This window comes from Ruegeria sp. CRTD044 (genome assembly GCF_059613485.1).
In genome coordinates this window covers 330886-356215 of the sequence record NZ_JBXWSP010000004.1, presented here as the reverse complement: position 1 = coordinate 356215, position 25330 = coordinate 330886, and the positions used below count along the sequence as shown (strand labels likewise).

25 protein-coding genes and 1 riboswitch are annotated in these 25330 nt (G+C 65.8%); of the genes, 21 read left to right on the top strand and 4 right to left on the bottom strand.

Features of this window, described 5'->3' with window-relative positions:
• The first annotated feature begins 1 nt into the window (after position 1).
• The 5 genes from cobN to cobJ are packed head-to-tail and all read left to right on the top strand — an operon-like array spanning position 2 to position 6522.
• Positions 2-3295 (top strand): cobaltochelatase subunit CobN, encoded by a 3294-nt coding sequence (cobN, locus tag AC2FNL_RS04640; protein WP_496832683.1) that lies wholly within the window; start codon positions 2-4, stop codon positions 3293-3295.
• Positions 3292-4419: a precorrin-3B synthase gene (gene cobG / locus AC2FNL_RS04635; RefSeq protein WP_496832682.1), complete on the top strand. Its 1128-nt coding sequence runs from the start codon at positions 3292-3294 to the stop codon at positions 4417-4419. The genes cobN and cobG overlap by 4 nt, the downstream gene beginning before the upstream one ends.
• The gene (locus AC2FNL_RS04630) at positions 4419-5048 is read left to right on the top strand and encodes a precorrin-8X methylmutase (RefSeq protein ID WP_496832681.1); all 630 of its coding nucleotides are present in this window, start codon (positions 4419-4421) and stop codon (positions 5046-5048) included. Before cobG ends, AC2FNL_RS04630 begins: the two co-directional genes overlap by 1 nt.
• Complete coding sequence (locus AC2FNL_RS04625; protein WP_496832680.1) at positions 5045-5773, top strand: precorrin-2 C(20)-methyltransferase; 729 nt, start codon at positions 5045-5047, stop codon at positions 5771-5773. The genes AC2FNL_RS04630 and AC2FNL_RS04625 overlap by 4 nt, the downstream gene beginning before the upstream one ends.
• Positions 5770-6522, top strand: a complete 753-nt coding sequence (gene cobJ, locus AC2FNL_RS04620; protein WP_496832679.1) for a precorrin-3B C(17)-methyltransferase — start codon at positions 5770-5772, stop codon at positions 6520-6522. The genes AC2FNL_RS04625 and cobJ overlap by 4 nt, the downstream gene beginning before the upstream one ends.
• Here cobJ and AC2FNL_RS04615 read toward each other — a convergent pair.
• A complete protein-coding gene (locus AC2FNL_RS04615) occupies positions 6495-7244 on the bottom strand; it encodes a cobalt-precorrin-6A reductase (RefSeq protein WP_496832678.1) in 750 nt (249 codons plus the stop codon). The genes cobJ and AC2FNL_RS04615 overlap by 28 nt on opposite strands.
• Here AC2FNL_RS04615 and cbiE point away from each other — a divergent pair.
• The 9 genes from cbiE (at position 7243) to AC2FNL_RS04570 (ending at position 14089) form a co-directional block, all read left to right on the top strand.
• Positions 7243-8442: a precorrin-6y C5,15-methyltransferase (decarboxylating) subunit CbiE gene (cbiE, locus tag AC2FNL_RS04610; protein WP_496832677.1), complete on the top strand. Its 1200-nt coding sequence runs from the start codon at positions 7243-7245 to the stop codon at positions 8440-8442. The two genes, AC2FNL_RS04615 and cbiE, sit on opposite strands and share 2 nt — an antisense overlap.
• Positions 8439-8807: a cobalamin biosynthesis protein gene (locus AC2FNL_RS04605; RefSeq protein WP_170339400.1), complete on the top strand. Its 369-nt coding sequence runs from the start codon at positions 8439-8441 to the stop codon at positions 8805-8807. The genes cbiE and AC2FNL_RS04605 overlap by 4 nt, the downstream gene beginning before the upstream one ends.
• Positions 8804-9598 carry a precorrin-4 C(11)-methyltransferase gene (cobM, locus tag AC2FNL_RS04600; protein WP_149776913.1) on the top strand — a complete coding sequence of 265 codons (795 nt, stop codon included), beginning with the start codon at positions 8804-8806 and terminating at the stop codon, positions 9596-9598. Before AC2FNL_RS04605 ends, cobM begins: the two co-directional genes overlap by 4 nt.
• Entirely contained in the window at positions 9591-10907 is a 1317-nt protein-coding gene (locus AC2FNL_RS04595; protein ID WP_496832676.1) for a cobyrinic acid a,c-diamide synthase CobB, read from the top strand. The genes cobM and AC2FNL_RS04595 overlap by 8 nt, the downstream gene beginning before the upstream one ends.
• The gene (gene cobA / locus AC2FNL_RS04590; RefSeq protein WP_496832675.1) at positions 10904-11632 is read left to right on the top strand and encodes a uroporphyrinogen-III C-methyltransferase; all 729 of its coding nucleotides are present in this window, start codon (positions 10904-10906) and stop codon (positions 11630-11632) included. Before AC2FNL_RS04595 ends, cobA begins: the two co-directional genes overlap by 4 nt.
• Positions 11625-12368 (top strand): precorrin-6A synthase (deacetylating), encoded by a 744-nt coding sequence (cobF, locus tag AC2FNL_RS04585; RefSeq protein ID WP_496832674.1) that lies wholly within the window; start codon positions 11625-11627, stop codon positions 12366-12368. The genes cobA and cobF overlap by 8 nt, the downstream gene beginning before the upstream one ends.
• Positions 12369-12411: 43 nt before the next feature.
• A riboswitch (cobalamin riboswitch) is annotated at positions 12412-12620 on the top strand.
• A 36-nt stretch (positions 12621-12656) separates the two neighbouring features.
• Entirely contained in the window at positions 12657-12827 is a 171-nt protein-coding gene (locus AC2FNL_RS04580; protein ID WP_005981986.1) for a CbtB domain-containing protein, read from the top strand.
• A gap of 4 nt (positions 12828-12831) precedes the next feature.
• A complete protein-coding gene (locus AC2FNL_RS04575) occupies positions 12832-13530 on the top strand; it encodes a CbtA family protein (RefSeq protein ID WP_170337718.1) in 699 nt (232 codons plus the stop codon).
• 64 nt (positions 13531-13594) lie between these two features.
• Positions 13595-14089: a hypothetical protein gene (locus AC2FNL_RS04570; protein WP_496832673.1), complete on the top strand. Its 495-nt coding sequence runs from the start codon at positions 13595-13597 to the stop codon at positions 14087-14089.
• On the opposite strand, the gene AC2FNL_RS04565 is transcribed toward AC2FNL_RS04570, so the two are convergent.
• Entirely contained in the window at positions 14077-14421 is a 345-nt protein-coding gene (locus tag AC2FNL_RS04565) for a DUF1636 family protein (RefSeq protein ID WP_496832672.1), read from the bottom strand. The genes AC2FNL_RS04570 and AC2FNL_RS04565 overlap by 13 nt on opposite strands.
• Positions 14422-14564: 143 nt before the next feature.
• Between AC2FNL_RS04565 and AC2FNL_RS04560 the strand changes: the two genes are divergently transcribed.
• From AC2FNL_RS04560 to mdoH, 7 genes are all read left to right on the top strand, one after another.
• Positions 14565-15026, top strand: a complete 462-nt coding sequence (locus AC2FNL_RS04560) for a DUF302 domain-containing protein (RefSeq protein ID WP_496832671.1) — start codon at positions 14565-14567, stop codon at positions 15024-15026.
• A 79-nt stretch (positions 15027-15105) separates the two neighbouring features.
• Positions 15106-16725, top strand: coding sequence for a thiamine pyrophosphate-binding protein (locus tag AC2FNL_RS04555; protein ID WP_496832670.1), 1620 nt, complete (start codon positions 15106-15108; stop codon positions 16723-16725).
• The gene (locus tag AC2FNL_RS04550; protein ID WP_496832669.1) at positions 16712-17896 is read left to right on the top strand and encodes a CaiB/BaiF CoA transferase family protein; all 1185 of its coding nucleotides are present in this window, start codon (positions 16712-16714) and stop codon (positions 17894-17896) included. The genes AC2FNL_RS04555 and AC2FNL_RS04550 overlap by 14 nt, the downstream gene beginning before the upstream one ends.
• Positions 17897-18076: 180 nt before the next feature.
• A complete protein-coding gene (locus AC2FNL_RS04545) occupies positions 18077-19447 on the top strand; it encodes a tetratricopeptide repeat protein (RefSeq protein WP_496832668.1) in 1371 nt (456 codons plus the stop codon).
• A gap of 29 nt (positions 19448-19476) precedes the next feature.
• Positions 19477-20694: an OpgC family protein gene (locus AC2FNL_RS04540; protein ID WP_496832667.1), complete on the top strand. Its 1218-nt coding sequence runs from the start codon at positions 19477-19479 to the stop codon at positions 20692-20694.
• Positions 20691-22190, top strand: coding sequence for an OpgD/OpgG family glucan biosynthesis protein (locus AC2FNL_RS04535; RefSeq protein WP_496832936.1), 1500 nt, complete (start codon positions 20691-20693; stop codon positions 22188-22190). Before AC2FNL_RS04540 ends, AC2FNL_RS04535 begins: the two co-directional genes overlap by 4 nt.
• Complete coding sequence (gene mdoH, locus AC2FNL_RS04530; protein ID WP_496832935.1) at positions 22187-24058, top strand: glucans biosynthesis glucosyltransferase MdoH; 1872 nt, start codon at positions 22187-22189, stop codon at positions 24056-24058. The genes AC2FNL_RS04535 and mdoH overlap by 4 nt, the downstream gene beginning before the upstream one ends.
• Here mdoH and AC2FNL_RS04525 read toward each other — a convergent pair whose 3' ends face one another.
• Together AC2FNL_RS04525 and AC2FNL_RS04520 are read right to left on the bottom strand one after the other, a co-directional pair.
• Positions 24059-24874 carry a CE1 family esterase gene (locus AC2FNL_RS04525; protein ID WP_496832666.1) on the bottom strand — a complete coding sequence of 272 codons (816 nt, stop codon included), beginning with the start codon at positions 24872-24874 and terminating at the stop codon, positions 24059-24061. It abuts the gene before it with no gap.
• Positions 24874-25329 carry a rhodanese-like domain-containing protein gene (locus AC2FNL_RS04520; protein ID WP_093962612.1) on the bottom strand — a complete coding sequence of 152 codons (456 nt, stop codon included), beginning with the start codon at positions 25327-25329 and terminating at the stop codon, positions 24874-24876. The genes AC2FNL_RS04525 and AC2FNL_RS04520 overlap by 1 nt, the downstream gene beginning before the upstream one ends.
• Position 25330: the final 1 nt, after the last annotated feature.

The following is a 25330-nucleotide window of genomic DNA, read 5'->3' as shown; positions in this document are numbered from 1 at the left end:
GATGCACGTCGTCTTTCGCGAAAGCCACGGGCTCGAGGAAACCGAGACCCCGACCGATCTGGGCCAGAGCCCAGCGGATCTGGTGGTGCTGTCCTTTTCGGACAGCGATCTGGGTGCCTTCGCAGCCGGATGGCATCGCGGCGGCGGGCCCGAGGGGCGGATGCCCTCGTTGCGGCTGGCCAACCTGACGGCGCTTAAACACCCGCTGTCGGTCGATACCTATGTCGAACAGACGCTTCAGGGCGCCAAGGGCATCCTGATCCGGCTGATCGGCGGCGTGCCCTATTGGTCCTACGGGTTGCAACAGGTGCTGGCTCTGGCGCAGGCCAAAGGCATCGCGCTGGCGGTGCTGCCCGCCGACGGGCGCGAGGATACGCGGCTGGACGACTATTCCACCCTGCCGGTCTCGACCCTGCGGCGGCTGGCGCATCTGTGCGATACCGGCGGCGAGGTCGCGGCCCAGGCGGCGCTGGCGCAGATGGCGCTGGCGGCGGGGCTGTATGCCGGTCCGGTGATCGGGGCCAAGACACTACCCGACTGCGGTACGTGGTGCCCGGATCGCGGCGTGATTGCGCCCGAGGACGCATTCGCGGGCGAAGGTCGGCGCATCATCGTAACCTTCTACCGCGCCTACCTGACCTCGGCCGATACCGCGCCGGTCGCGGCCCTGATCCGGGAAATCCGCGCGCGGGGTCATCAGGCGGTGGGGCTGTTTGGGCCCTCGCTCAAGGCGCCTGCGGCGGCTAAATGGCTGGCCGAGAACATCCCCGCGATGGCACCCTCGGCGATCATCAATGCCACCTCGTTTTCGGGCAAAGGCGCGTCGGGCACATCGCCCTTGGACGTGGCGGGCGTGCCGGTGTTCCAGGTCGCGCTGGCGACCTCGCGCCGCAAGGCCTGGGCCGAGGCCGAACGCGGCCTGTCGCCTGCCGATCTGGCCATGCATGTGGTGCTGCCCGAAGTGGACGGGCGCATCTCGGCCGGTGTCGCCTCGTTCAAGGAACCGGGCAAGCGCGACCCGCATCTGGAATATTCCCGCTTCGCCCACCGCCCCGAGCCCAACCGGATCACCGCGATCGTCGACCGGGCGATGGCCTGGGTGGGCCTGGCCGAGAAACCAAAGGCGCAACAGGTCCCCGCGCTGGTCCTGTCCACCTATCCGGGCAAAGACTGGCAGATGGCCCATGCGGTGGGGCTGGACGCGCTGGCCTCGGCCGAGGCGATGCTGTCCGACCTGCAGGGCGCGGGGTATGACACCGCCCCCGCCGAACCGATTGCCGAGACTCTGCTGGACGCCCGGATTTCATGGCCGGTCTCGGCCTACCGCGCGGCGCTGGCGCAGCTGCCCGAGACGTTGCGCGCCGATCTGGAAACCGTCTGGGGCAAGCCCGAGGATGACCCGGCCTGTGCCGATGGGGCTTTCCACTTCATCGCCTTGCGGCGCGGCAAGGCGTTGGTGGTGCTGCAGCCCGAACGCGGCACGCCGGAACTACGCGACGACGAATATCACGACCTGTCGCGCACGCCCCGGCACGGCTATGTGGCCTTCTACCTGTGGCTTCGGCACGGGTTGGGCGCGGATGCGCTGATCCATATCGGCGCACACGGCACGCTGGAGTGGCTGCCGGGCAAATCGGTGGTCCTGTCGGCGGAATGCTGGCCCGAGGCGCTGATCGGCGATCTGCCGGTGATCTATCCGTTCATCGTGAACGACCCGGGCGAAGCCGCGCAGGCCAAGCGCAGGATCGGGGCCGTCACGCTGGGCCACATCCCGCCGCCGATGAAGCAGAGCAGCACGCCAGACCGTCTGGTGCGGCTGGAATCACTGCTGGACGAGTTTTCCAACGCCGACGGGCTGGACCCCAAGCGGCGCGACCGGTTGCAGGCCGATATCCGTGACGAGGCCCGCGCCATCGGGCTCGAGGCCGATCTGGGGCTGGATCAGGCCACCAGCACCGCCGAGGCGATCACCCGCATCGACCGCTTCGTCTGCGACATCAAGGAAAGCCAGTTCGGCGACGGCCTGCATGTCTTTGGCCGCGCGCCGCAGGTCGCCGGCAATTTCGACACCGCCGCCTCGGCGCAGGCCGAACGCGCAGCCCTGCTGGACGCGTTGGCCGGCAAGCGGATCGAGGCCGGCCCGTCGGGCTCACCCTATCGCGGGCGCACCGACGTGCTGCCCACGGGCCGCAACCTGTTCACCACCGATCCGCGCTCCGTCCCCACCCGCGCGGCCTATGCGCAGGGCGTGAAACTGGCCGAAGAGCTTGTGCGCCGCCACCTGCAGGAGGAAGGCGATTACCCCAAGGGCCTGATCGTCGATCTGTGGGGCTCGGCCACGATGCGCACGGCGGGCGAGGAATTCGCCATGACGCTGCACCTGCTGGGCGTCAAACCGGTCTGGGATCCGGGGTCGGAGCGCGTGAGTGGGATCGAGGTTCTTCCGATCACTGACTTGGAGCGCCCGCGGCTGGACGTGACCTTGCGCGTCTCGGGCCTGTTCCGCGACGTGTTCCCGACCCTGTCGGCCCTGTTCGGTCAGGCGGTCCGGGCGCTGTCCGAGCGCGACGAGGCGCCGGACTGGAACCCTTATGCGGGCCAGCCGCCCGCCGCCCGCGTCTATGGCCCGGCGCCGGGCAGCTATGGGCTGAACATGACCCACCTGTCGGAGACCTATACCGACGAGGGCCGCGCGCAGGCTGGTCAGGCCTGGCTGGACGCCAGCGCCTTTGCCTTCGAGGGCCAGCACATCGCCCACGACCCCGACGGGATCACCCAGCGCGTGGCGCAGGCCGACAGTTTCGTGCACCTGCAGGACCTGACCGAGACCGACCTTCTGCTGGCCAATGACTATGCCACGCATGAGGCCGGATTTGCCGCCGCCAAAAAGCTGACCGGCGGGCAAGCGCAGCTGTATCACCTCGACAACACGAACCCCGAAACACCCCGCGCCCGCACCCTGCCCGAGGAAATCAGCCGCGTGGTCCATGCGCGCGCTGCCAATCCTGACTGGATCGCCGGGATGCAGCGCCACGGCTTCCGCGGCGCGGCCGAGATCGCGGCGACGCTGGATCACATGGCCTCGTTCGCACATCTGTCAGGCAGCGTCGCCCCGCATTTGTTCGACCTCTACCACGATGCCACCCTGGGCAACCCCGTGGTGGAGGCGTTTTTGCAGCAAGCCAACCCGCAGGCCCATCAGGCCATGCAGGACAGGTTCCGCGCACTTTATGAGGCCGGGTTGTGGAACACCCGCCGCAACTCGATCCGCGCCGATCTGGAGGGGTTGGGATGAGCGCCCCGGTCGTTCAGGGCTGGTGCCCCGGAGCCCACCGCCCGATGATGTCCGGCGACGGGTTGGTGGTACGGGTGCGCCCGCGTCTGGCCCGGCTAAGCGCCGCGCAGACGCTGGGGCTGTGCGATCTGGCCCTGCGCTTCGGTAACGGCACCATCGACCTGACCAACCGCGCCAACCTGCAACTACGCGGCGTGGCCGAAGACGATCACCAGCCACTGCTGGCCGAGTTGTCGGCGCTGAACCTGCTGGACGCCGAACCGGGCATCGAGACCCGGCGCAACATCCTTGTGGCTCCGCTGTATCAACCGGGTGACCCGACCGCACGCCTGACACAGGCATTGATCGACCGGCTGGGCGATCTGCCCGCCCTGCCCGCCAAGTTCGGTTTTGCGGTGGATACCGGCGAGGCACGGCTGCTAGCCGGGGACTCGGCCGATATCCGGTTGGAGCGGGGAGCTTCGGGCCTGATCCTGCGCGCCGACGGGGCCGAGACCGGCCGTTTGGTGACCGAAGATGAGGCGATCGATCGCGCCATCGACCTGGCCCGGTGGTTTGCCGAGCGCTTCACCCCCGACACCCGCCGCATGGCCCGCCTGATCGCGACGCAGGCCCTGCCCGAAGAATGGCAAGGCCACGCCCCCGGCCCCACGGCACCGGCGCTACAACCCGGCAAAAGTGTAATCGGCCCGATCTACGGCGCGGCCTTCGGGCAACTGCCCGCCGCCGATCTGCGCGCGCTGGTCGAAGTCTCGGGCGCGACCGCCCTGCGCGTCACGCCCTGGCGGCTGTTCCTGCTGGAAGGCGGGGCGGCGCTCCCGGCCCCGGCCTTCGTCACGGACGGCGCCGGCCCTCTGTTGACCACCGACGCCTGCCCCGGCGCGCCATTCTGCCCGCAGGCGCACGCCGAGACCCGCGCCATCGCCCGCGCTTTGGCCCCGCGTGTGTCCGGCAGCCTGCATGTCTCGGGCTGCGCCAAGGGCTGCGCGCGCATGGGCGCGGCCGATCTGACGCTGGTGGGCCGCGACGGGCGATTTGATCTTGTAAAACACGGCCGCGCGGGGGATGAGCCCCTCCAGCGCGGACTGGATCCCGAAACACTGAAGACCATGGACCTGACCTGATGCCTTATGAATACGAAACCGACGGCGCGGCGATCTACAAGCAATCCTTCGCCACGATCCGGGCCGAGGCCGATCTGGTCCGTTTCGACCCCGATGAAGAGCAGGTCGCCGTCCGCATGATCCATGCCGCCGGGATGGTCGGGCTGGAAGAGTTCATCCATTTCTCGGCCGGCTTCGTGCGCACCGCCCGCACCGCGCTGGAAAACGGCGCGCCGATCCTGTGCGACGCGCGGATGGTGTCCGAAGGCGTCACCCGCTTTCGCCTGCCCGCCGACAATCAGGTCATCTGCACCCTGCAGGACGAGCGCGTGCGCCCTCTGGCCGAGAAGATGGGCAATACCCGCTCGGCCGCGGCGCTGGAACTGTGGCGCCCGCATCTGGAGGGCGCGCTGGTGGCCATCGGCAACGCGCCCACGGCGCTGTTTCACCTGCTGAACATGCTCGAGGACCCCGACTGCCCCCGCCCCGCCGCGATCATCGGCTGCCCCGTGGGCTTTGTCGGCGCGGTCGAATCCAAGGACGCCCTGTGGGAGGCCCAGCCCGTGCCCAGCTGCATCGTCAAGGGCCGCCTGGGCGGCAGCGCCATCACCGTCGCCGCGGTCAACGCCATCGCAAGCCGGGCGGAATGACCATGGGCACGATCTATGGCGTGGGCCTCGGCCCCGGCGATCCCGATTTGATGAGCGTCCGGGCCGACCGCCTGCTGCGCGGGGCGAAACACGTGGCCTATTTCCGCAAGCACGGCCGAACCGGGCAGGCGCGCAAGATCGTGAACGGGATGATCCGCGACGATGCGGTCGAGTTTCCCATGGAATACCCGGTCACCACCGAAATCCCCGTTACAGATCCGCGCTACAACGCGCTGCTGTCCGAGTTCTATGAACACTGCACCGCGCGCTTGAAAGAACTGGCCGATCAGGGCGAGGACGTGGTGGTGCTGTGCGAGGGAGACCCGTTCTTCTACGGCTCGTTCATGCATCTCTACAGCCGCCTGCGCGACTTGGTGCCCGTCGAAGTGGTGCCGGCGATCACCGGCATGTCGGGCGCGTGGACGGCCTCGGGCGATCCGATCACCTGGGGCGACGACATCCTCACGGTGCTGATGGGCACCCTGCCCGAAGAGGTTCTGGCCGACCGCATGGCGCGCACCGACGCGCTGGTGGTGATGAAGATCGGCCGCAACATCGACAAGGTAAAACGCGCGCTGAAAACGGCGGGCCTGTTTGACCGGGCCTGGATCGTGGAATACGCGCAGATGCCCAACCAGACCGTTCGCAAACTGAGCGACGCCTGCACCGAGGTCACACCCTATTTCTCGATCATCATCGTGCATGGACAGGGGCGTCGGCCATGAGCGGCTGGGTCAAGATCGTGGGGCTTGGCCCCGGAAACGAGGCGCTTGTGACCCCCGAGGTCACCGCCGCACTGGCCGAGGCGACCGACGTGGTGGGCTATATTCCCTACGTCGCGCGGGTGGCCGAACGGTCGGGCCTGACCCTGCACGCCAGCGACAACCGGGTCGAGATCGACCGCTCGCAGCACGCGCTGCGCATGGCGGCCGAGGGCAAGCGGGTGGTCGTGGTCTCGTCGGGCGATCCGGGCGTGTTCGCCATGGCCGCCGCCGTGTTCGAGGCGCTGGAAAACGGCCCCGAGGAATGGCGCGAGATCCCGATCGAGGTGCTGCCCGGCATCACCGCCATGCTGGCCGCCGCGGCCCAGGCGGGCGCGCCGCTGGGGCATGATTTCTGCGCCATCAACCTCAGCGACAACCTCAAGCCCTGGGCGGTGATCGAAAAACGCCTGCGGCTGGCCGCGCAGGCCGATTTCGCGATGGCCTTCTACAATCCGCGCTCGAAGTCGCGGCCCGAAGGTTTTGTAAAGACGCTGGAAATCCTGCGGCAGGAATGCGAGCCCGAGCGCCTGATCCTGTTCGCCCGCGCCGTATCGCGCCCAGACGAGGCGATCCGCATCGCGACCCTGGCTGAGGCAACGCCCGACATGGCCGACATGCAGACGGTGGTGATCGTCGGCTCGTCGCTGACCCGCGTCATCGACCGGCCGATCGGCCCCATCGTCTATACGCCAAGGTCCACGCCGGAATGAGCCAACCAGTCCAGAACCTGCGGCACGCTTGTCAACTCGACCCGGCGGGGCAGCCTGGGCCGGTCGATCATCAGCACCGGGATGCCCAGCGCCCGCGCGGCGTCCAGCTTGGCGCGCGCGCCGGTGCCGCCGGCGTTCTTGGACACCACCAGTTCGGTCCGGTGCCGGCGCATCAGCGCCGTGTCGTCTTCAATGGTGAACGGCCCGCGCGACACGACCACGTCGCAATCGCCGAAGGGCAGCGGACCGGGTTCATCGACAAGCCGCAGAAGATAGTGATGCTGGGGCTGCGCCGCGAAATCCTCAAGATGCATGCGCCCCACCGCAAGGAACACCCGACGCGGCGGCCCGGCCAGCGCGGCGACGGCGCTGGCGATGTCGGGTACGCGCTGCCACCGGTCGCCGGGCGCGGCCGTCCATTCCGCGCGGGTCAGCGCGGCCAACGGCGTCTGCGTCTGCTGGCAGGCGGCGATGGCGTTGCGGCTCATCTGCGCGGCAAAGGGATGGGTCGCGTCGATCACATGGGTCACGCCGGTGTCGCGGATGTGGCGCGCCAGCCCCTCGGCCCCGCCAAAGCCACCCACGCGCGTGGGCAGCGGTTGCGGTCGCGGGTTGTCGACCCGGCCCGCATAGGAATAGGTTGCCGCCACACCCAAATCCGCCACGGCGCGGGCCAATGCGTTGGCCTCGGTCGTGCCACCAAGGAGCAGGAGGTTGGGCATGTCTGAAACTCCGTGGCTGACCATTCTGGGCCTGGGCGAGGATGGACTGGATGGCCTGTCGGCCGCAAGCCGTCAAGAGCTGGAGCGCGCCGAGGTGGTCATGGGCCCGCCGCGGCACCTGTCACTGGTTCCCGAAACCGGCGCCGAACGCATCGCATGGCCAGTGCCTTTCGCCGACGGGTTGCCCATCCTTCAGGGGCTGAAGGGCCGGCGCACAGTGGTTCTGGCCTCGGGCGATCCGTTCTGGTTTGGCGCCGGGTCGGTGATCGCGCGCAATTTCGCCCCCGAAGACTGGGTGGCACGGCCGGGGCAGTCGACCTTTTCGCTGGCGGCCGCGCGGTTGGGCTGGCCGTTGGAAAGCACTGCCACCTTCGGCCTGCACGCCGCCCCCCTGACCCGCCTGCGTCCGCATCTGTCGTGCGGCCTGCGCGCCATCGTCCTGCTGCGCGACGGGGCCGCTGTGGCCGAGCTGGCCCGCTATCTGACCGAGACCGGGTTTGGCGATACGACCCTGCACGTGATGGAGGCCCTCGGCGGCCCTCGGGAACGCGCGCGCAGCATGTCCCTGACCGAAGCCTTGCTGGGCGCGTTCGAGCATCCGGTCTGCGTTGCGTTCGAGGTTTCGGGCGACGGGCGCTCGCTGCCGTTGGCCTCGGGCAAACCCGACGAGATTTTCGAAACCGATGGGCAGATCACCAAACGGCCGGTGCGCGCGCTAACCCTGTCGGCGCTGGCACCCGCGCGGGGCGAGCATCTGTGGGACATCGGCGGCGGCAGCGGATCGATCGGCATCGAGTGGCTCATGTGCGACCCGTCCCTGACTGCCACCACGATCGAGCCGCGCGCCGACCGCGCCGCGCGCATCCGCGCCAATGCCGACGCGCTGGGACAAGATCGGTTGCAGGTCATCCATGGCCGGGCGCCCGATGCGCTGGACGGCCTGCCCTTGCCTGACGTGGTGTTCATCGGCGGTGGGCTGAGCGACGCACTGCTGGACTGGGTTGCGGCCAACCTGCCCTCGGGCACCCGGCTGGTGGCCAATGCCGTGACGCTGGAAAGCGAAGCGGTGCTGAGCCAATGGCACGCCAAGCTGGGCGGCGACCTGCTGCGGATCGAGCTGGCGCAGGCCGGGGACCTCGGCCCCCGGCGCGGCTGGAAATCGGCCTATCCGGTCGTGCAGTGGAGCGTGACCCTATGATCGTGGCCGGGCTTGGGTTTTCGTCCACCGCGACCTGCGCCAGCCTGCGTGCCGCGTTCGACCGCGCCACTGCCGGACAGGCGGTGAACGCGCTGGCCACCGCCGCCGACAAGGCCGGCCATCCGGCGCTGGCCGAATTTGCCGCCGCTTGCGCCCTGCCCCTGCATTTCGCGGACCCGGCCGATCTGGCCGGGCAACGCACCCTCACCTGCTCGCCCCGCAGCCGCGCCAGTCATGGCACCGGCAGCGTGGCCGAAGCTTCCGCCCTTGCCGCCGCCGGACCGGGCGCGCGGCTGCTTTCACCCCGACAGATCTCGGACGACCGGCTTGCCACCTGCGCGGTCGCCATCGGAGGACAGACATGACCGTTCATTTCATCGGCGCCGGACCGGGCGCCGCCGACCTTCTGACCCTGCGCGGACGCGACATCATCGCCGCTTGCCCGGTGTGCCTGTATGCCGGGTCGCTTGTGCCCGAGGAGATCCTAGCCCACTGCCCCGAAGGCGCGCGCATCGTGAACACCGCGCCGATGGATCTGGATCAGATCATGGCCGAAATCAAAACCGCCCATGACGCCGGTCAGGACGTGGCCCGCCTGCATTCGGGCGACCTGTCGGTCTGGTCGGCGATGGGCGAACAGATCCGGCGCCTGAAACAGATGGGTATTCCCGTCAGCGTGACCCCCGGCGTTCCGTCCTTTGCCGCCGCCGCAGCCGCTTTGGGCACCGAACTGACCCTGCCCGGGCTGGCGCAATCGGTGGTGCTGACGCGGACCCCGGGGCGCGCCTCGTCCATGCCCGAGGGCGAAACGCTGGAAAACTTCGCCCGCACCGGCGCGACGCTGGCCATTCACCTGTCGATCGGCAATCTGGACAAGGTTGTGGCCGACCTGACCCCCGCCTATGGCGCCGATTGCCCGGTGGCCGTGGTGTACCGCGCAAGCTGGCCGGACGAGCGGATCATCCGCGCGACGCTGGGCACGTTGAAGGACTCGCTGGACGAGAGCATCTCGCGCACCGCGCTGATCCTGGTCGGGCCGGCGCTGGCCGGTGAAGGCTTCGACGAAAGCTGTCTGTATTCCAAGACTTATGACCGTCGCTATCGCCCGCAAAGCGCCGACAGCCCGTGGTCAAGCTGGAGTCACGGAGATGACTAACCCGCCCGGAGTGCTGATCTCGGCCCCATCCTCGGGGACGGGCAAGACCACGGTGATGCTGGGCCTGCTGCGCGCGCTGGCCGAGGACGGGCTGACCGTGCAGCCGTTCAAGAGCGGGCCGGATTACATCGACCCGGCCTTTCACCGGGCGGCGGCGGGGCGGGCCTCGTTCAACCTGGACAGCTGGGCGATGGGCGCGCCGTTGCTGAGCGCGATTGCAGCGCAGGCCAAAGGCGCCGACATCGTGGTGGCCGAAGGGTCGATGGGCCTGTTCGACGGGGTCGCCAAGCCGGGAGAACTGGGCCATGGGTCCAGCGCCGAGACCGCGCTGCGCATGGGCTGGCCGGTGGTTCTGGTGCTGGATGTGGGTGGTCAGGCGCAATCGGCTGCCGCAACGGCGCTGGGGTTCCGGATGTACAACCCCGACCTGCCCTTTGCCGGCGTGATTCTGAACCGCTGCGCCAGCCCGCGCCACGAACGCCTGACCCGTCTGGGGATGGAGCGCGCGGGCCTGCCGGTTCTGGGCGTGCTGCCCCGGCGCGGCGACCTGACCCTGCCCGAGCGGCATCTGGGTCTGATCCAGGCTGTCGAGCACCCCGATCTGGAAAGCGCGATTGCCGGATACGCGGCCTTTCTACGCGAACATGTGGATCTGGAGGCGATCAAGCGGGCGGCCTCCTCGGGTCCAATGGGGCCGTCGTCGGCCGCGCTGCCGCACCCTCCGGCGCAACGGATCGCGCTGGCCCAAGACGCGGCATTTTCCTTTACCTACCCGCATCTACTGGAGGGCTGGCGCGCGGCCGGGGCAGAGATCCTGCCGTTCTCCCCGCTTGCAAACGAGGCGCCGGCCCCGGATGCCGATCTGGTCTGGTTGCCCGGCGGGTACCCCGAACTGCACGCCGGAACCCTGGCTGCGGCAGAGCGGTTCCTGACCGGCTTGCGCAAACGTGCTGAAACGCGGCCCGTTCATGGCGAATGCGGTGGCTACATGGCCCTGGGCGAAGGGCTGATCGACAAGGACGGCACCCGCCACCGGATGGCCGGGCTGCTGGGCCTCGTCACTTCGTACGAGAAGCGCAAATTCAACCTCGGCTATCGCCGGGCCGAGTTGCTGGCCGACATGCCCGGGTTCTCGGCCGGGACCGCGCTGCGAGGGCACGAGTTCCACTATTCCTCGATCGTGGAGCAACCCGACGCGCCCCTGGCACGGGTTTTTGACGCCGAAGGCGCCGAAGGCCCGCAGACCGGATCGCGCCGCGGGCATGTCACCGGTACGTTCTTCCATCTGATCGCAGAGGCCAGCGCATGAGCGGTTTCGTTTCCTTCATCGGGTCCGGTCCCGGCGACCCGGAGTTGTTGACCCTCAAGGCCGTGGACCGGCTGCAAAAGGCCGATGCGGTTCTGTTCGACGATCTCAGCAGCGGGCCGATCCTGAGCCATGCGCGCAAGGACGCCGACCTTGTGGGCGTGGGCAAGCGCGCCGGGCGGCCCTCGCCCAAGCAGGACCATGTCAGCCGCCTGCTGGTGGAGTACGCCCAGACCGGCCAAAGGATCGTGCGGCTGAAGTCGGGCGATGGCGGCCTGTTCGGGCGGCTCGAGGAGGAACTGGTGGCCCTGCGCGCCGCCGGCATCGCATACGAGATCATTCCGGGCATCCCCTCGGCCATTGCCGCGGCTGCGGCGGCGGGCATCCCGCTGACCCGCCGGCTGACCGCGCGGCGGGTGCAATTCGTCACCGGCCACGATGTCAGCGGCAAGCTGCCCGAGGACCTGAACCTGCCCGCGCTGGCCGACCCGGGTGCGACGACCGTAGTGTTCATGGGCAAGCGCACCTTTCCCCTGCTCGCGCAGACGCTGCACGCGCATGGGCTGCCGCTGGACACCCCTGCGCTGATGGCCGAGTCGGTCTCGACGCCTGAGCAATCGCTGTACCGGTCCACCGTCGGCGCCCTGGCCGAGCGCCTGGGTTCTGAGATCGGCACCGCGCCGGCGCTGATCCTTTATGGTCCGCTGGCGGAGAGCGACGATGATTGATCTGGTCTTGATCGGGATCGGCACCGGCAACCCGGACCACGTGACCTTTCAGGGCGCGCAGGCGATCCGCGCGGCCGATCTGATCCTGATCCCGCGCAAGGGCGCCAACAAGGCCGATCTGGCCGGCGTGCGCGAGGAAATCATCCGCATGGTCACCGACACACCGCCCCAAATCGCCTATTTCGACATCCCCGAGCGCCGGTCGCAGGATGGCTACCTGCGCGGCGTGGATGAATGGCACGACGCAATCGCCCTGCGCTGGCAGGACGCGATGGCCCGGCACCCCGAGGCGCGCACCGTCGCCCTGCTGATCTGGGGCGACCCGTCGCTCTATGACAGCTCGCTGCGAATCGCGGCGCGGCTGGACCCGCAGCCGAACACGACGGTGATCCCCGGCATCACGGCGCTGCAGGCGCTGACGGCGGCCCATGCCATGCCGATCAACGAAATCGGCGCGCCCTATCTGGTCACCACCGGCCGGCGCCTCCGCGACGAGGGCTGGCCCAGCGACACCGATACGGTTGCGGTGATGCTCGATGGCGAATGTTCGTTCCAGACTTTGGACATGGCCGATTTTGACATCTGGTGGGGGGCGTACGTGGGTATGTCCGAGCAGATCCTGATCAAAGGTCCGCTGGCGGATGTGGCCGACGAGATTCTCCGCACCCGCGCCGAGGCCCGCGCCCGGCACGGGTGGATCATGGACATCTACATTCTGAAAAAGCGCGGGAATTGATGCGAAAGGTCGCAAATGGCGATTGCGCCACAGCGGCATTCACGTCTAAATGGACGGGTCTGGTCCTGCCGGAGACATCCGGATGCTAAGAGGGAATTTGGTGCGGCCTGCGCGCAGGTCAAATCCAAAGCCGCCCCCGCGACTGTAAGCGGTGAGCCCTGTTCAACCAGCCACTCCCGATCCGTTCGGGGGGAAGGCGAACAGAGGCGCTGACCCGCAAGCCAGGAGACCTGCCAGGCGAACAATGAAACACCGGCCGTCGGGTGCGGCGGCACAGGAGGACAGAAAATGACGACACAAACGCAAACCGCATCAACGGCACGCGCTGGCATTCTTTCGGCAGTGTTCGCGGCAGCCCTGGGCCTGGGGATCATCACTCTGGCCGGTCACGTTCAGGCATCGGCGCTGCATGACGCCGCGCATGACGTGCGCCACGCAACCGGCTTCCCCTGCCACTAAACCAATGTTCAGTCGCATTCTGACCAGCGCGTTGTTCGCTGGTGCTGCAGCCGGGTTGATCGTCGCCCTGCTGCAGTTGGTATTCGTGCAGCCCGTGTTGCTGCATGCTGAACTGTATGAATCCGGAGAGTTGGTGCATTTCGGAGCCGAAGCCGTCTCGGCCCATCCCGAACTGCCGGGCATGTTCTCGGACCTGACCCGCGACGGGCTGAGCGTGGTGTTCACCATGCTGACCTATACCGGCTATGCGCTGGTTCTGGTCGCCCTGATGTCGCTGGCCGAAGCCCAGGGCCACCCGGTTGACGGGCGCACGGGCGTGCTGTGGGGCCTTGCCGGTTTCATCGCCTTTCACCTGGCGCCGGGCTTCACCCTGGCCCCCGAGGTTCCGGGCGTTGCCGCAGCCGATGTGTTTGCGCGGCAGATCTGGTGGTGGGCAACCGTCGCGGCTGCTGGTGTGGCCATGTGGCTGATCGCTTTCGGTGGCAACATCGTCAGCTATCTGGTTGCGGCCGTGCTGCTGATGGCCCCGCACCTGATCGGCGCACCGGAACCCGACGTGTTCACCGGGCCGGTTCCGACCGAGATCGGGGCCCTGTTCGCCGCACGCGCCTTCGGAGTGGGCCTTGTGGCCTGGGTGCTGCTGGGTTCGTTTGCCGGGTATTTCTGGCAAAGCGAGGGCAAGCGCGTCGAAGCCGCAGCCTGATCCCCGAAATCCCACGACCCGCCGGCGCCCAACCGGCGGGTCATTTGCTTTTTTAGGAAACAAGATGACACGCTCGCTTGCTCTTTTCGCGATCGGTCTGGTCTTTGGCGGGGGCGCCGGGTTCGTGCTGGCCGCAGCCAACGGCGTCACCTTCGACGGCCACGTCCATTCCGACCCCGCTCAACACGGCGGCCACCACGCCGAGGCCATGGCCCATGACCATAGCACCGCCATCAACCTGCCCGCCGGACCGGACGCGCCGGGGCTGGAGATCGCCGTCTCCCCCGACCCGATGGCAGGTTGGAACCTGAATGTGATGCCGCGGAACTTCACGTTCGCGCCCGAGCACGCCTCGCTGGACGACAAGCCCGGCGAAGGCCACGCGCATGTCTATGTGAACGGCGTCAAGCTGGCGCGGCTTTATGGCATCTGGATGCACATCCCGGACCTGCCCAAAGGCGAAACGACCATCGAGGTTTCGCTGAACGCCAACAGCCACAGCCCGCTGGCCGTGGATGGGGTGCCGGTCAGCGCGTCCGTCACGGTTCAGGTGGACTGAAGCGCAGGGATCCGCGCCCGCAGACACAAGCGAAGCCGCCCGCACGGCCGGGCGTCTTCGATCCAGCCGTTCGGGCTGTTCAGAATGGTCCGACAGGTCGCCGCAATGTCATTGGCATCGGCAACCGGATCGATCCCTGAAAACACGTAAGACGCCAGGCTTTCCCCCTGCATCGCCACCACGGTCGGCTCGTCGCAACCGCTGAAACAGGCGTGCTCGGCGACCTCGACCTGCCCGTCCAGTCCCGCGGCGCGCAGGGCGTCCAATACCGCCTGTCGCTCGGCCGGCTGGTCGCGCTCGCCCGCGCAGCTGCTGCAGATCAAAACACGCATGCCCCTCGCCTGCCTTTTCCGTTTCACATTGTCGCTTGTGCGGGTTTCGCACCTCCGGCGCAAGCCCGCCGCCCACGATATTGTGACTGTACGCAGCCGGGATTTCGGGAAGACTCGAGCAAACACGATCTGGAGAACCCGCGATGAAACATCTTGTGTTTTTCCTCGGCCTGCTGGCCCTTCCCGCGCTGGCTGCCGATATCGAACCCCGGCCGGGTTGGGCCGTCCACCCGACGTCCAAAACCCATGACGCGCTGGTGGCCGACACGATCGCAGCGGTCAAGGCAAACGGGATGGCCGTGGTCACCCAGGCCGGTCCGACTAAGGCCGCCGCCGCGCGCGGCATCACCATTCCGGGCAACCGGGTGATCGGCGTCTTCAACAACGACTACGCGGTGCGGGTTCTGGAACAATCGGTGCCCGCGATGATCGAGGCGCCGATCCGCCTGTACGTCACGGAAAACGAGGACGGGACCGCGACGCTGTCCTACAAGACACCCAGCCTTGTCTTTGCCCCCTACACCGGAGGCTCCGACACCTTGCCCGCGATCGCCGCAGAGTTGGACGCCAAATTCGCCGCCATCGCCGATTTGGCTGTCAAATAGTCACACTGACGTGATGCGGCTTGCGCCGGCCCGGAACCTCCGCAATCTGCTGCGCAACGGAACTTACGGAGCTTGTTCGATGCAGGACCTGTCCCCCCGCGCTGCGGACCTTTTGGCGCAACGGCTGTACGAGGCCGGGTGCCGCCACGCCTTCGGCATGCCCGGAGGCGAGGTGTTGACCCTGGTCGATGCGCTGGAACAGGCCGGGATCACCTTTCACCTGACCAAGCACGAAAACTCGGCCGGATTCATGGCCGAGGCGGTGCATCACCGCGATGGCGCGCCGGCGATTCTGGTGGCGACTCTGGGTCCTGGGGCCATGAACGGCATCAATGTCGTGGCCAACGCGCTGCAGGACCGGGTGCCGATGATCGTGCTGACCGGCTGCGTCGATGCCGACGAGGCGCTGACCTACACCCATCAGGTCATGGATCATGCGCAGGTCTATCGCTCGATCACCAAGGGTACGTTCACCCTGACGGCCAAGGGCGCCGACATCATCGCCGACAAGGCCGTGTCGCTTGCCACGCAGCCGCGACCGGGGCCGGTGCATATCGACGTACCGATCTCGGTCGCCGATACACGGGTGTCGGTCGCCAAGCGCCGACGGCTGACCCGGGCCGCCCGCGTCGCGCCCGAGGGCACATGCCTCGAGAAGGCCCGCCGCTGGGTGGCCGAGGCCGAGCGTCCGCTGGCGATCATCGGGCTGGACGTGCTGTATGACGACTCGCGCAGCGTGGTGCGCGCGTTTCTGGAACATTTCGGCATCCCGTTCGTCACGACCTACAAGGCCAAGGGCGTGGTGCCCGAGGATCACCCGCTGTGCCTAGGTGGCGCGGGCCTGTCGCCCCTTGCCGACACGCAGCTTGTACCGTTGGTCGAACAGGCCGACCTGATCCTGTGCCTGGGCTACGACCCGATCGAAATGCGCCCCGGCTGGCGCGAGATCTGGGACCCGGACGAGAAACGGGTGATCGACATCTCGGCCGTGGTGAATGACCACTACATGCACCAGGCGGGGCTGAACCTGGTGGCCGATACCGGAGCCACGCTTGAAGCGATCGCAAAGGGCAACTCTGCGCGACCGACTTGGCCCCAAGGCCAACCGGCGCAGGTCAAGGCCGCGCTGGCGTCGGCCTTTCCTACCGATGACGACTGGGGCCCCGCCGCCGTGATCGCCGAGGCCCGCGATACCCTGCCCCGCGAAACCCTGGCCACCGCAGACAGCGGTGCGCATCGCATCCTCCTTAGCCAGATGTGGCAGTGCCTGGAGCCGCGCGACCTGATCCAGTCTTCGGCGCTGTGCACGATGGGTTGCGCTGTTCCGATGGCGATTGGCCTGAAACTGGCCGAACCCGACCGCCCGGTAATCAGCTTTTCCGGCGATGCCGGATTCCTGATGGTGGCCGGTGAGTTGTCCACCGCAGCAGAAATGGGTGGAAACCCGATCTTTCTGGTTTTTGTCGATGCCAGCCTGGCGCTGATCGAGCTGAAACAGCGCCAGCGCCAGATGGGCAATCGGGGCGTCGATTTCGACCGGCATGACTATGCCGCGATGGGCCGGGCGTTCGGCGGCAACGGCCACACCGTGCGCAACCGCGCCGAGCTGCGCGTGGCGTTGAAGTCCGCGATGGCCGCCGACACGTTCACGGTGATCGCCGCCGAGATCGACCGCGGAGGCTATGATGGCCGCATCTGAAGGGCCGCTGAAGGGCGTCAAGGTTCTGGATCTGTCACGCATTCTGGCCGGGCCGACCTGCACGCAGCTGCTGGGCGATCTGGGCGCCAGCGTGATCAAGGTGGAAAACCCGGCAACCGGTGGCGACGATACCCGCCAATGGGGGCCGCCCTATGTCACCGACGCGGATGGCAACCCGACCGATCTGAGCGCCTATTTCATGGCCGCGAACCGCAACAAGAAGTCCGTCGCCATCAATATCGCCACGCCAGAGGGGCAGGAACAGATCCGGCGACTGGCTTCCCATGCCGACATCCTCATCGAGAATTTCAAACCCGGCGGGCTGGCCAAATACGGGCTGGACCATGAAACCCTCTCACGCGACTTTCCGGGGCTGATCTATTGCTCGATCTCGGGCTACGGCCAGACCGGCCCGAACGCGGCCAAGCCGGGCTATGACCTGATGGCGCAGGGCTATGGCGGGATCATGTCGCTGACCGGCGAGCCGGACGGAGCTCCGATGAAGGTGGGCGTGGGCATCGCCGACGTGATGTGCGGCATGTACGCGACCGTCGGCATTCTGGCGGCGCTGCGCCACCGGGATCAGACCGGCGAAGGCCAGCAGATCGACATCGCGCTGGTAGACAGCCAGATCGCGTGGCTGATCAACGAGGGCGTGAACTATCTGACCTCGGGCCAGGTGCCACTACGGCGCGGCAATGGGCACCCCAACATCGTGCCCTACGATGTTTATGAAACAGCTGATGGCCACGTCATTCTGGCCGTGGGAAATGACAGCCAGTTCCGGCGCTTCTGTGGCTTTCTGAATCTGGGTCACCTGCCCCACGATGCACGGTTCGCCACCAACCCGGCCCGGCTGGAACATCGCGATGCATTGAACGCCGTTCTGCGGCCCGCGCTGCAGCGGCTGAAGACCAATGCCGTCATCGAAGGCCTTGAGGCGCTGAAAGTACCCGTCGGGCCGGTTCAGACGCTGGATCAGGTCTTTGCCTCGGACCAGGTGGCGGCGCGGGGGATGCAAGTGGATATGCCAGCCCGACCCGACCCGGTGCGTCTGATCGGGAATCCATTGAAGTTGTCCCGCAGCCCGGTGACCTATCGCTCCGCTCCGCCCGAGTTCGGCGCTGACACGCAGGCGGTTCTGAACGCGGAAAACCCCTTCGAGGATTGAAACACTCTGCCTTTTTCGGCGGCAAGTCGCTGAAACATGTCATTGAATCGGCGATTTTTTTCGCTTTTTGCGGACACAAGCTTTCACCAATTCGAGAGCAAGCCCGATACTGTTACGTCCCGTCTGCACACTCTGCTAAGTCCAAGAGTGTGAGTTTTTGCAACCAGATTGGACCCAAGCATGCAGCAAGATGTTTTCGGACAGATGAACACCCTGACCCACCCGGACAGCGCCGAAGCGTGGAATGGTGTTCTGCTTGGTTTCATGGCACACGCAGCCGTCACACCTCAGCATCTGGGCAAGGTGCTTGAGCTTGAACCGGGCTTTGCGCTTGGACATGCCATCAAGGGGCTGTTCATGGTTCTGTTGGGGCGCCGGGAAATGATGGAGGTCGCCCATCAGGCCGCCGCCGCCGCAAGGAGTGCGGCCGCTGAGCAGCCGATTTCGGCCCGCGAGACACTGTATGTTGAGGCCCTGGATCATTGGTTGGCAGGCCAACCCACCCGCGCCGTACAAACTTTCGAGGCAATTCTGCGCACTCACCCCGAGGACACGCTGGCCATGAAGCTCAGCCACGCGACCCGGTTCGTGTTAGGTGACTCCGCAGGGATGCGACGCTCGATCGAACGGGTTCTGCCAGCTTATGCGCCTGATCACCCCGGTCGTGGATACCTGCTTGGGTGCCATTCCTTTGCGTTGGAAGAAACCGGTGCCTATGAAAAGGCCGAGATCGCAGGGCGGCAGGCTCTGTGGATGGTTTCGGACGACGCGTGGGGCCTGCACGCAGTCGCTCACGTGCACGAAATGACGGGCAATGCGCAATCCGGCCTGGACTGGCTGGCCGGGCGCGAGGCTGCCTGGTCCCACTGCAACAACTTCCGGTATCACGTGTGGTGGCACAAAGCGTTGATGCATCTGGATCTGGGTCAGATCGACCAGGTGCTTAATCTGTACGACCACGAGATTCGCCAGGACAAGACAGATGACTATCGCGATATTTCGAATGCGACTTCGCTATTGTCGAGGCTCGAGCTTGAAGGCGTGGACATTGGCACCCGATGGGAAGAACTGGCCGACCTGAGCGCCGCCCGCACCGAAGACGGCTGTCTGATCTTCGCCGATTTGCATTACCTTCTGGCACTGACTGGTGACAACAGGCCCGACTCGACCGCCAAGTTGCTGGCCCGCATTCACAAAGACTCGCAACAGCCCGCAACCGACACGGAACGTCGCATGGCCGACCCGGGCTTGGCCGCCGCCATAGGGCTCGAGGCCTTTGGAAAAGGCGATTATCTCCACGCCTTCGAGCATCTTGCAAATGCGCGAAATTCGATGCAATTGGCCGGCGGCAGTCACGCCCAGAGGGATGTTTTTGAACGCATTACGATCGATTCCGGCCTGCGTGCCGGACGCCTCGATGATGTCGAGCGCATTTTGGACGACCGCAAGGCCAAACGGACCAGCACCGAAGACAATTACGCCCTCGCGCGCCGCGCTCTGATCAGTTCGGCCCGCGACCAATCCGGTGTGCAAAGCGTACCGGCTGAATAACAAGACGACCACAAAGGACAGAGAAACGAATGGCGACCGCTTCGCCCGCTTCTGATTTTGCACCGGTGGCGGCATCCTCCGCCCCTGCTGCCACAACCCGCGACCCGCGGCTGGATTTCTATCGCGGTATTGCGATGTTCATCATCCTGATCGCGCACATCCCGAACGACCCCTGGGCCAGATGGATCCCGGCCCGTTTCGGATTCTCGGACGCGACTGAAATCTTTGTTTTCTGCTCGGGCATGGCTTCGGCGATCGCCTTTGGCGGCGCGTTTGAGCGCAAGGGCTGGTGGATGGGGACCGCCCGGGTCAGCTTCCGCATCTGGCAGGTCTACTGGGCCCATATTTGCCTGTTTTTCTTTGTCGCAATGTCCATGGCGGCGCTGGATCTGTCCGGAGCCTTCGACAAAAGCTATGTCTCGGGGTTGAACCTGCAGCATTTCTTCAACGACCCGATGCCACAGATGGTAGGGCTGTTCACCCTGACCTATGTGCCGAACTATTTCGACATCCTGCCGATGTACCTGGTCGTTCTGGCAATGATGCCGATGTTCATGGGCCTGTCGCGCCTCAGCATCTGGGCGGTCGGGTTGGCTTCGGTCGCGATCTGGCTGGTGGCGCAGACCGGTATGTTGGCGCTTCCGGCCGAACCGTGGTCGGACCGCCAGTGGTTCTTCAACCCGTTTGGATGGCAGTTGCTGTTTTTCACCGGCTTTGCATTCATGCGGGGCTGGATTCCTGCACCGCCGGTTTCCAAGACGCTGATCTGGGCCGCGGCATTGTTCCTTGTCCTCTCAGCCCCATTCGGATCGTGGAAAGTGTTCTTGTGGGTCCAGGCGGCCGCGCCGGATCTTGCCGAGAACATCCGAAAGGTCTGGCCTCTGACAAGCGAGCTGCGCGAAAAAACCGATTTCGGCCTGTTCCGGTACATGCACTTCCTGTCGCTGGCCTACCTGGGATGGGTGGCTGCTGGGCAACATGGGCACCGCCTGATCGCCACCGGCAACACGATCGGCGCGCAGCTGTGGCGATGGATCCTGAAGCAGATCACCAAAGTGGGCCAGCAGTCCTTGGCGGTTTTTGTATTTTCCATGGCAGCGGCACGACTTATCGGCGTTTTCCTCGACGAATTTGGGCGGGATTTCGCCACCGTTCTGGCCGCAAACCTAATTGGATTTGCGTTGATCATCGGCGTGGCTTATCTGGCCGCTTGGTTCAAATCACACCCATGGAAATCGAAGTCATGAAGTTCACGCGTCGTGCATTCCTTGCGTCGACTACGGCGCTGGCCTTCGCCCCGGCCACCTTTGCCACCGGTGGCGAGGTGCCATTCGACCGGGCCGATATCATCGCCCTTGCCCGCGATCTGGCCAACCGCCCCTACGAGGCGCGCGAAACCGTTCCGCAGGCGTGGCAGGACCTCACCTACGAACAGTACCGCTCCATCCGTTTCCGGCTGGACCGTGCGCTTTGGTACGGGACCGATACGCCGTTCAACGTCGATTTCTTCACCCCCGGCCTCTACTTCCCGCGAACCGTTCAGGTCTCGGCAGTTGAGAACGGGATGACCGCGCCGGTTGCCTTCGACCTCGAGATGTTCGACCGGGCCGAGGATGTCCCCGATCTGCCCGTAGACGAAACGCTGGGTTTTTCGGGTTTCCGGCTGCGCACCGAGATGCATCGCCCTGGCAAGACGGACGAGTTCTGCGTCTTTCAGGGAGCCAGCTATTTCCGTGCCGTCGGCCTACACGAGGTTTATGGTCTGTCAGCCCGAGGTCTTGCACTGAAAACCGGGGATCCCGAGGGCGAAGAATTTCCGGATTTCATCCGATTTTGGCTGGAGCGCCCAAAGCCCGGCCAACGCAACATGATCGTTCACGCCCTGATGGACAGCCCCAGTGTAACCGGCGCCTACCGGTTCGATATCACCGCCGGCGCCGACTGCATCATGGAGGTGCAGGCGACCCTGTTTGCTCGGGAAGAGCTTCCCCACGTCGGGATCGCACCAGGGACGTCGATGTTCCTGTTCGATCAGACCAATCACAACCGGTTCGACGATTTCCGTCCGGCCGTGCATGACAGCGACGGTCTGATGATCCGAAACGGGGCCGGAGAAGTGATTTGGCGCCCGCTCGCCAATCCCAAGCGATTGCAGGTGTCCTCATTCGTCGACATGAATCCGCGCGGGTTCGGATTGATGCAGCGCAAACGCGCGTTTTCCGACTATGCCGACCTCGAGGCGCAATACCACAAGCGCCCCGGCCTTTGGGTCGAGCCGATGGGCGATTGGGGCAAAGGTACGGTCACTCTGGTCGAAATTCCGGCCGATCAGGAGATCTACGACAACATTGTCGCCTATTGGCGTCCCGCTGAACCGGTCGCTGCCGGTGCTCAGCTCGACTTGTCGTACCGCCTGATCTGGGGCGAGGAACCTCAGCGGACCGCCATGCCGCGGGTGATCAACACCGCCATGGGCGAGAACACTTTCGGCGAAGGGCGGCTTGCGGTGATCGACTTCGAAGCCAGCGAGTTGTTCGACGATCCGGACGCCCTCAGCGTGTTCGTGCAGTCGCCTCATGCGGAAACTTCGGATGGGGTTCTGCAACGCAACCCGGATACGGGCGGCTTGCGTCTGGCCTTTTCGTTTCAGCCGGGCGACCGCGACCACGTCGAATTGCGCGCGCAATTGAGGCTGGGTGACGAGCCCGCCTCGGAAGTCTGGATGTACAGATGGACAGCATGAACCCGGACCTGAAAATCATGCCGCCCGAGGCACCGCTGGCGATGCCGGAGCAGGATTTTGCCGCCGGGTTTCGGGACGCCCAAGCGCCTGCGGATGCCCGCCGGTCGTCGGCGGGCCTTTGGCGCGCATTGGCGTTTTCCCCGGCCATGGCCGCCTCGGTTGCTTTGTTGTGGGTCATGGCGGACTGGTTCGACGCCGAAGGGATAAACGTGGTCGAAGCCATCCTTTTGGCATTGATTTCGTTCAATTTCTTCTGGATTTCCTTCACGGTCTGCACAGTCCTACTGGGCATGATCTCTCTGGCCCGGCAAGAGCGTCCGGTACGGCAGGGTCGTGCGCAGCCACTGCGGGTCGCTTTGCTGATGCCCGTCTACAACGAAGTGCCGTGGAACGTGTTGGGCAATGCCCGCACGATGCTGGAAGAACTGCGCGCCCGAGGGGGCAAGCATCACTATGCGATGTTCATCCTGTCCGACACCCGCGATCCGGAAATCGCGGCCCATGAACAGGCCAGCATCGAGGCGCTGCGTACCACGCTCGCCCCGGGGCTTGAGCTATATTATCGACGCAGGGAACAGAATACGGACCGAAAGGTCGGCAATATCGCTGATTGGGTCAGCCGCTGGGGTGGCGCTTGGGATGCAATGCTGGTTCTGGACGCCGACAGCCTGATGACCGGGCGTGCGATCGCGCGGCTGACCGACGCGCTGGCCCGCGATCCCGGCGCCGGCCTGATCCAAAGCTATCCGCAACTGATCGGTGCCCAGTCCGTCTTTGCCCGGATGCAGCAATTCGCCAATGGTGTGTACGGCATCGCATTTGCCGAGGGCCTGTCCCGTTGGTGCGGCCAGGAAGGCAACTATTGGGGCCACAACGCCATCATCCGCACCAAGGCCTTTGCGACCTGCGCAGGTCTGCCCAAGCTGCGCTCGCTCTCGGGCCAGGAACAGCTGATCATGAGCCACGACTTCGTCGAGGCCGGGTTGCTGCGCCGTGCCGGTTGGGGCGTGCGCTTTCTGCCGCGCATCCGAGGCTCGTACGAGGAAACACCGCCGACATTGATCGACCACGCCCTACGCGACCGCCGCTGGTGCCAGGGCAACCTGCAGCATCTGCGACTGCTGGGCTCGACCGGGTTTCGGGCCGTGTCGCGGTTTCATCTGTTCCACGGCGCCGTCGGATACCTGATGTCACCCTTGTGGTTCGCACTGCTGGTCATGTGGGCGTTGATCGGTCAGGGCAAGGATGCTTCGGTGCTGCACTATTTCAGCCCGGACAATCCGATGTTCCCCCAGTGGCCGGAAATGACCGAAACGCGGCATGTTCTGATCATACTTGTCATGTACGCGATGCTGCTGGCCCCCAAGATTCTGGGGGCACTGGCATTGCCCCTCAGCGGTGTTCGCTATGAAGATTTCGGCGGCCGGACCCGGTTTCTTGCGTCATTCTTGTTCGAGGTCGTGCTGTCGATCCTGTACGCACCGATCCTTATGGTGCAGCAGATGATCGCCGTGTTCCGCACCCTTCTCGGTGTGCAAAAAGGCTGGACCCCGCAGGCACGGGATGGCGGCACCTATGGGCTGCGGACGCTGATCATGTGTCACGCGCTCGAAACCATCAGCGGCCTCGCGCTGAGCGCGGGCATCCTGGCTGGATTGGTCTCGGTCTGGTTGGCTCCAATCGCCATCAGCCTGACCTTTGCGGTACCGCTCTCCGCGCTCAGCGGCGTATCTGCGGCTGCGGCGCGTCGCATGGTCGGCATGCCCGAGGATTTCCACGAGCCCGCCATCACGCGGGCGGCACGTTCGCATCGCAACGAGTTGAAACGCCTGATCGAGGGCCAGGGAACCATGACCCCGGCGGAATGATCACCCGCCGGGCAATCCTTCGTACCAATCCACCATCATGTCGGCCCAACCCCGAGGAACGGAATGACCGCCGGGAAACAGCGCGAACTCCAATGCGCTGCCGTCAGCACAGGCGGTCCACTTGCGACGCATGAACTGGCCTGTCGTTGAAAACCCGTCTGGACGGTTGTCGGCGCATTCGTTGGCCTGCCGCCAGATCTCGAGCCCGGCGAAGATATCGCCCTGAAGGAACCGACCGCCGCCCAGTGCGCGCCCCTCTAGCGGCACCACGTTGTCGGTCCAGCCATGTGTGTGAAAAAGGCGCACGGGCCCCGCGCAGCTTTCGGGATGCGGGCGCCAGAATCCTCCTGAGACAGGCACGTAGGCCGAGAATGCCTCGGGATCGGCGCAGGCCAAATAGTTCACCATGAAGCCGCCGGCCGAGAATCCCCCCAGCACCACGCGATGGTCATCGACCCCGAACCGTTGGGCCGCATCCGCAACAACCTCCTTCAGGAACGCGGCTTCGTCTCGCCCGTCCCACCCCGGATAGAAGTTCCAGCTTTTTCGACCGTTCCGCTCGGCCCCCTCGGGGGCCATGACCGCATATCCCCGCGCCAGCAAGGGTTCGACCATACCGCGGTTTTTCATGGTTCCCTGCGCGCTGCCGCCATACCCATGCAGGAACACGACCAAAGGCGGGTTGGAGTCTTCCGGCAACTCGATGCGATAGCTTCCGGAGTCCGTCTCGCAAACACCCTGATCCTGCCCACACGCGGCCAATACCGGAGTTGCGGCCGTTGCGAACAACACGGCCAACAGATCCCTGAGCCTCATCACGCCCCCTCCGAATACGCCTGCACCGGCAGCCCGGCCCGCACCCAGCCCGGACCTGCGGCTGACCCCAGCATCCCTTCGGGCACGTCAAGGATGTTGCCGTAGCCCGCCTCGGTCAACCTGTTGCCAAGCCGCGCTGACCGCACACCACGGGCACAGATCACGGCAATCGGCCGCCCCTTGTCACCGCCGGACAGGCGATCCAACGCATCCAGAAAGTCTTCACGGCGCATGTCCAGCGGTTGAGCGCCCTGCCCGATGCCTGAGGCACGCCATTCGCGCGGGGTCCGGATGTCGAGCAACAGGATTTCCCCCGCAACAGCCTTTTCGTGCGCCTGAGCAACGGTCAACGTACCGCCAGAAAAGTCTTCGGGGATCAGACGGTATTCACGGATCGCAAAACCCGCGAGAACAGCGGCTGCGCCCCCAAGGAACACGCCTCTGCGGCTGAGCATG

Bases quoted from the DNA above. Each gene is read 5' to 3' on its own strand.
- cobG (WP_496832682.1), top strand. From the start codon at position 3,292: ATGAGCGCCCCGGTCGTTCAGGGCTGGTGCCCCGGAGCCCACCGCCCG.
- cobJ (WP_496832679.1), top strand. From the start codon at position 5,770: ATGAGCGGCTGGGTCAAGATCGTGGGGCTTGGCCCCGGAAACGAGGCG.
- AC2FNL_RS04565 (WP_496832672.1), bottom strand. From the start codon at position 14,421: ATGCGTGTTTTGATCTGCAGCAGCTGCGCGGGCGAGCGCGACCAGCCG.
- AC2FNL_RS04630 (WP_496832681.1), top strand. From the start codon at position 4,419: ATGCCTTATGAATACGAAACCGACGGCGCGGCGATCTACAAGCAATCC.
- AC2FNL_RS04535 (WP_496832936.1), top strand. From the start codon at position 20,691: ATGAAGTTCACGCGTCGTGCATTCCTTGCGTCGACTACGGCGCTGGCC.
- AC2FNL_RS04605 (WP_170339400.1), top strand. From the start codon at position 8,439: ATGATCGTGGCCGGGCTTGGGTTTTCGTCCACCGCGACCTGCGCCAGC.
- cbiE (WP_496832677.1), top strand. From the start codon at position 7,243: ATGTCTGAAACTCCGTGGCTGACCATTCTGGGCCTGGGCGAGGATGGA.
- AC2FNL_RS04555 (WP_496832670.1), top strand. From the start codon at position 15,106: ATGCAGGACCTGTCCCCCCGCGCTGCGGACCTTTTGGCGCAACGGCTG.
- AC2FNL_RS04545 (WP_496832668.1), top strand. From the start codon at position 18,077: ATGCAGCAAGATGTTTTCGGACAGATGAACACCCTGACCCACCCGGAC.
- AC2FNL_RS04560 (WP_496832671.1), top strand. From the start codon at position 14,565: ATGAAACATCTTGTGTTTTTCCTCGGCCTGCTGGCCCTTCCCGCGCTG.
- AC2FNL_RS04575 (WP_170337718.1), top strand. From the start codon at position 12,832: ATGTTCAGTCGCATTCTGACCAGCGCGTTGTTCGCTGGTGCTGCAGCC.
- AC2FNL_RS04625 (WP_496832680.1), top strand. From the start codon at position 5,045: ATGACCATGGGCACGATCTATGGCGTGGGCCTCGGCCCCGGCGATCCC.
- AC2FNL_RS04520 (WP_093962612.1), bottom strand. From the start codon at position 25,329: ATGCTCAGCCGCAGAGGCGTGTTCCTTGGGGGCGCAGCCGCTGTTCTC.
- AC2FNL_RS04525 (WP_496832666.1), bottom strand. From the start codon at position 24,874: ATGAGGCTCAGGGATCTGTTGGCCGTGTTGTTCGCAACGGCCGCAACT.
- AC2FNL_RS04570 (WP_496832673.1), top strand. From the start codon at position 13,595: ATGACACGCTCGCTTGCTCTTTTCGCGATCGGTCTGGTCTTTGGCGGG.
- cobF (WP_496832674.1), top strand. From the start codon at position 11,625: ATGATTGATCTGGTCTTGATCGGGATCGGCACCGGCAACCCGGACCAC.
- cobA (WP_496832675.1), top strand. From the start codon at position 10,904: ATGAGCGGTTTCGTTTCCTTCATCGGGTCCGGTCCCGGCGACCCGGAG.
- AC2FNL_RS04595 (WP_496832676.1), top strand. From the start codon at position 9,591: ATGACTAACCCGCCCGGAGTGCTGATCTCGGCCCCATCCTCGGGGACG.
- AC2FNL_RS04540 (WP_496832667.1), top strand. From the start codon at position 19,477: ATGGCGACCGCTTCGCCCGCTTCTGATTTTGCACCGGTGGCGGCATCC.
- AC2FNL_RS04550 (WP_496832669.1), top strand. From the start codon at position 16,712: ATGGCCGCATCTGAAGGGCCGCTGAAGGGCGTCAAGGTTCTGGATCTG.
- AC2FNL_RS04615 (WP_496832678.1), bottom strand. From the start codon at position 7,244: ATGCCCAACCTCCTGCTCCTTGGTGGCACGACCGAGGCCAACGCATTG.
- cobN (WP_496832683.1), top strand. From the start codon at position 2: ATGCACGTCGTCTTTCGCGAAAGCCACGGGCTCGAGGAAACCGAGACC.
- cobM (WP_149776913.1), top strand. From the start codon at position 8,804: ATGACCGTTCATTTCATCGGCGCCGGACCGGGCGCCGCCGACCTTCTG.
- mdoH (WP_496832935.1), top strand. From the start codon at position 22,187: ATGAACCCGGACCTGAAAATCATGCCGCCCGAGGCACCGCTGGCGATG.
- AC2FNL_RS04580 (WP_005981986.1), top strand. From the start codon at position 12,657: ATGACGACACAAACGCAAACCGCATCAACGGCACGCGCTGGCATTCTT.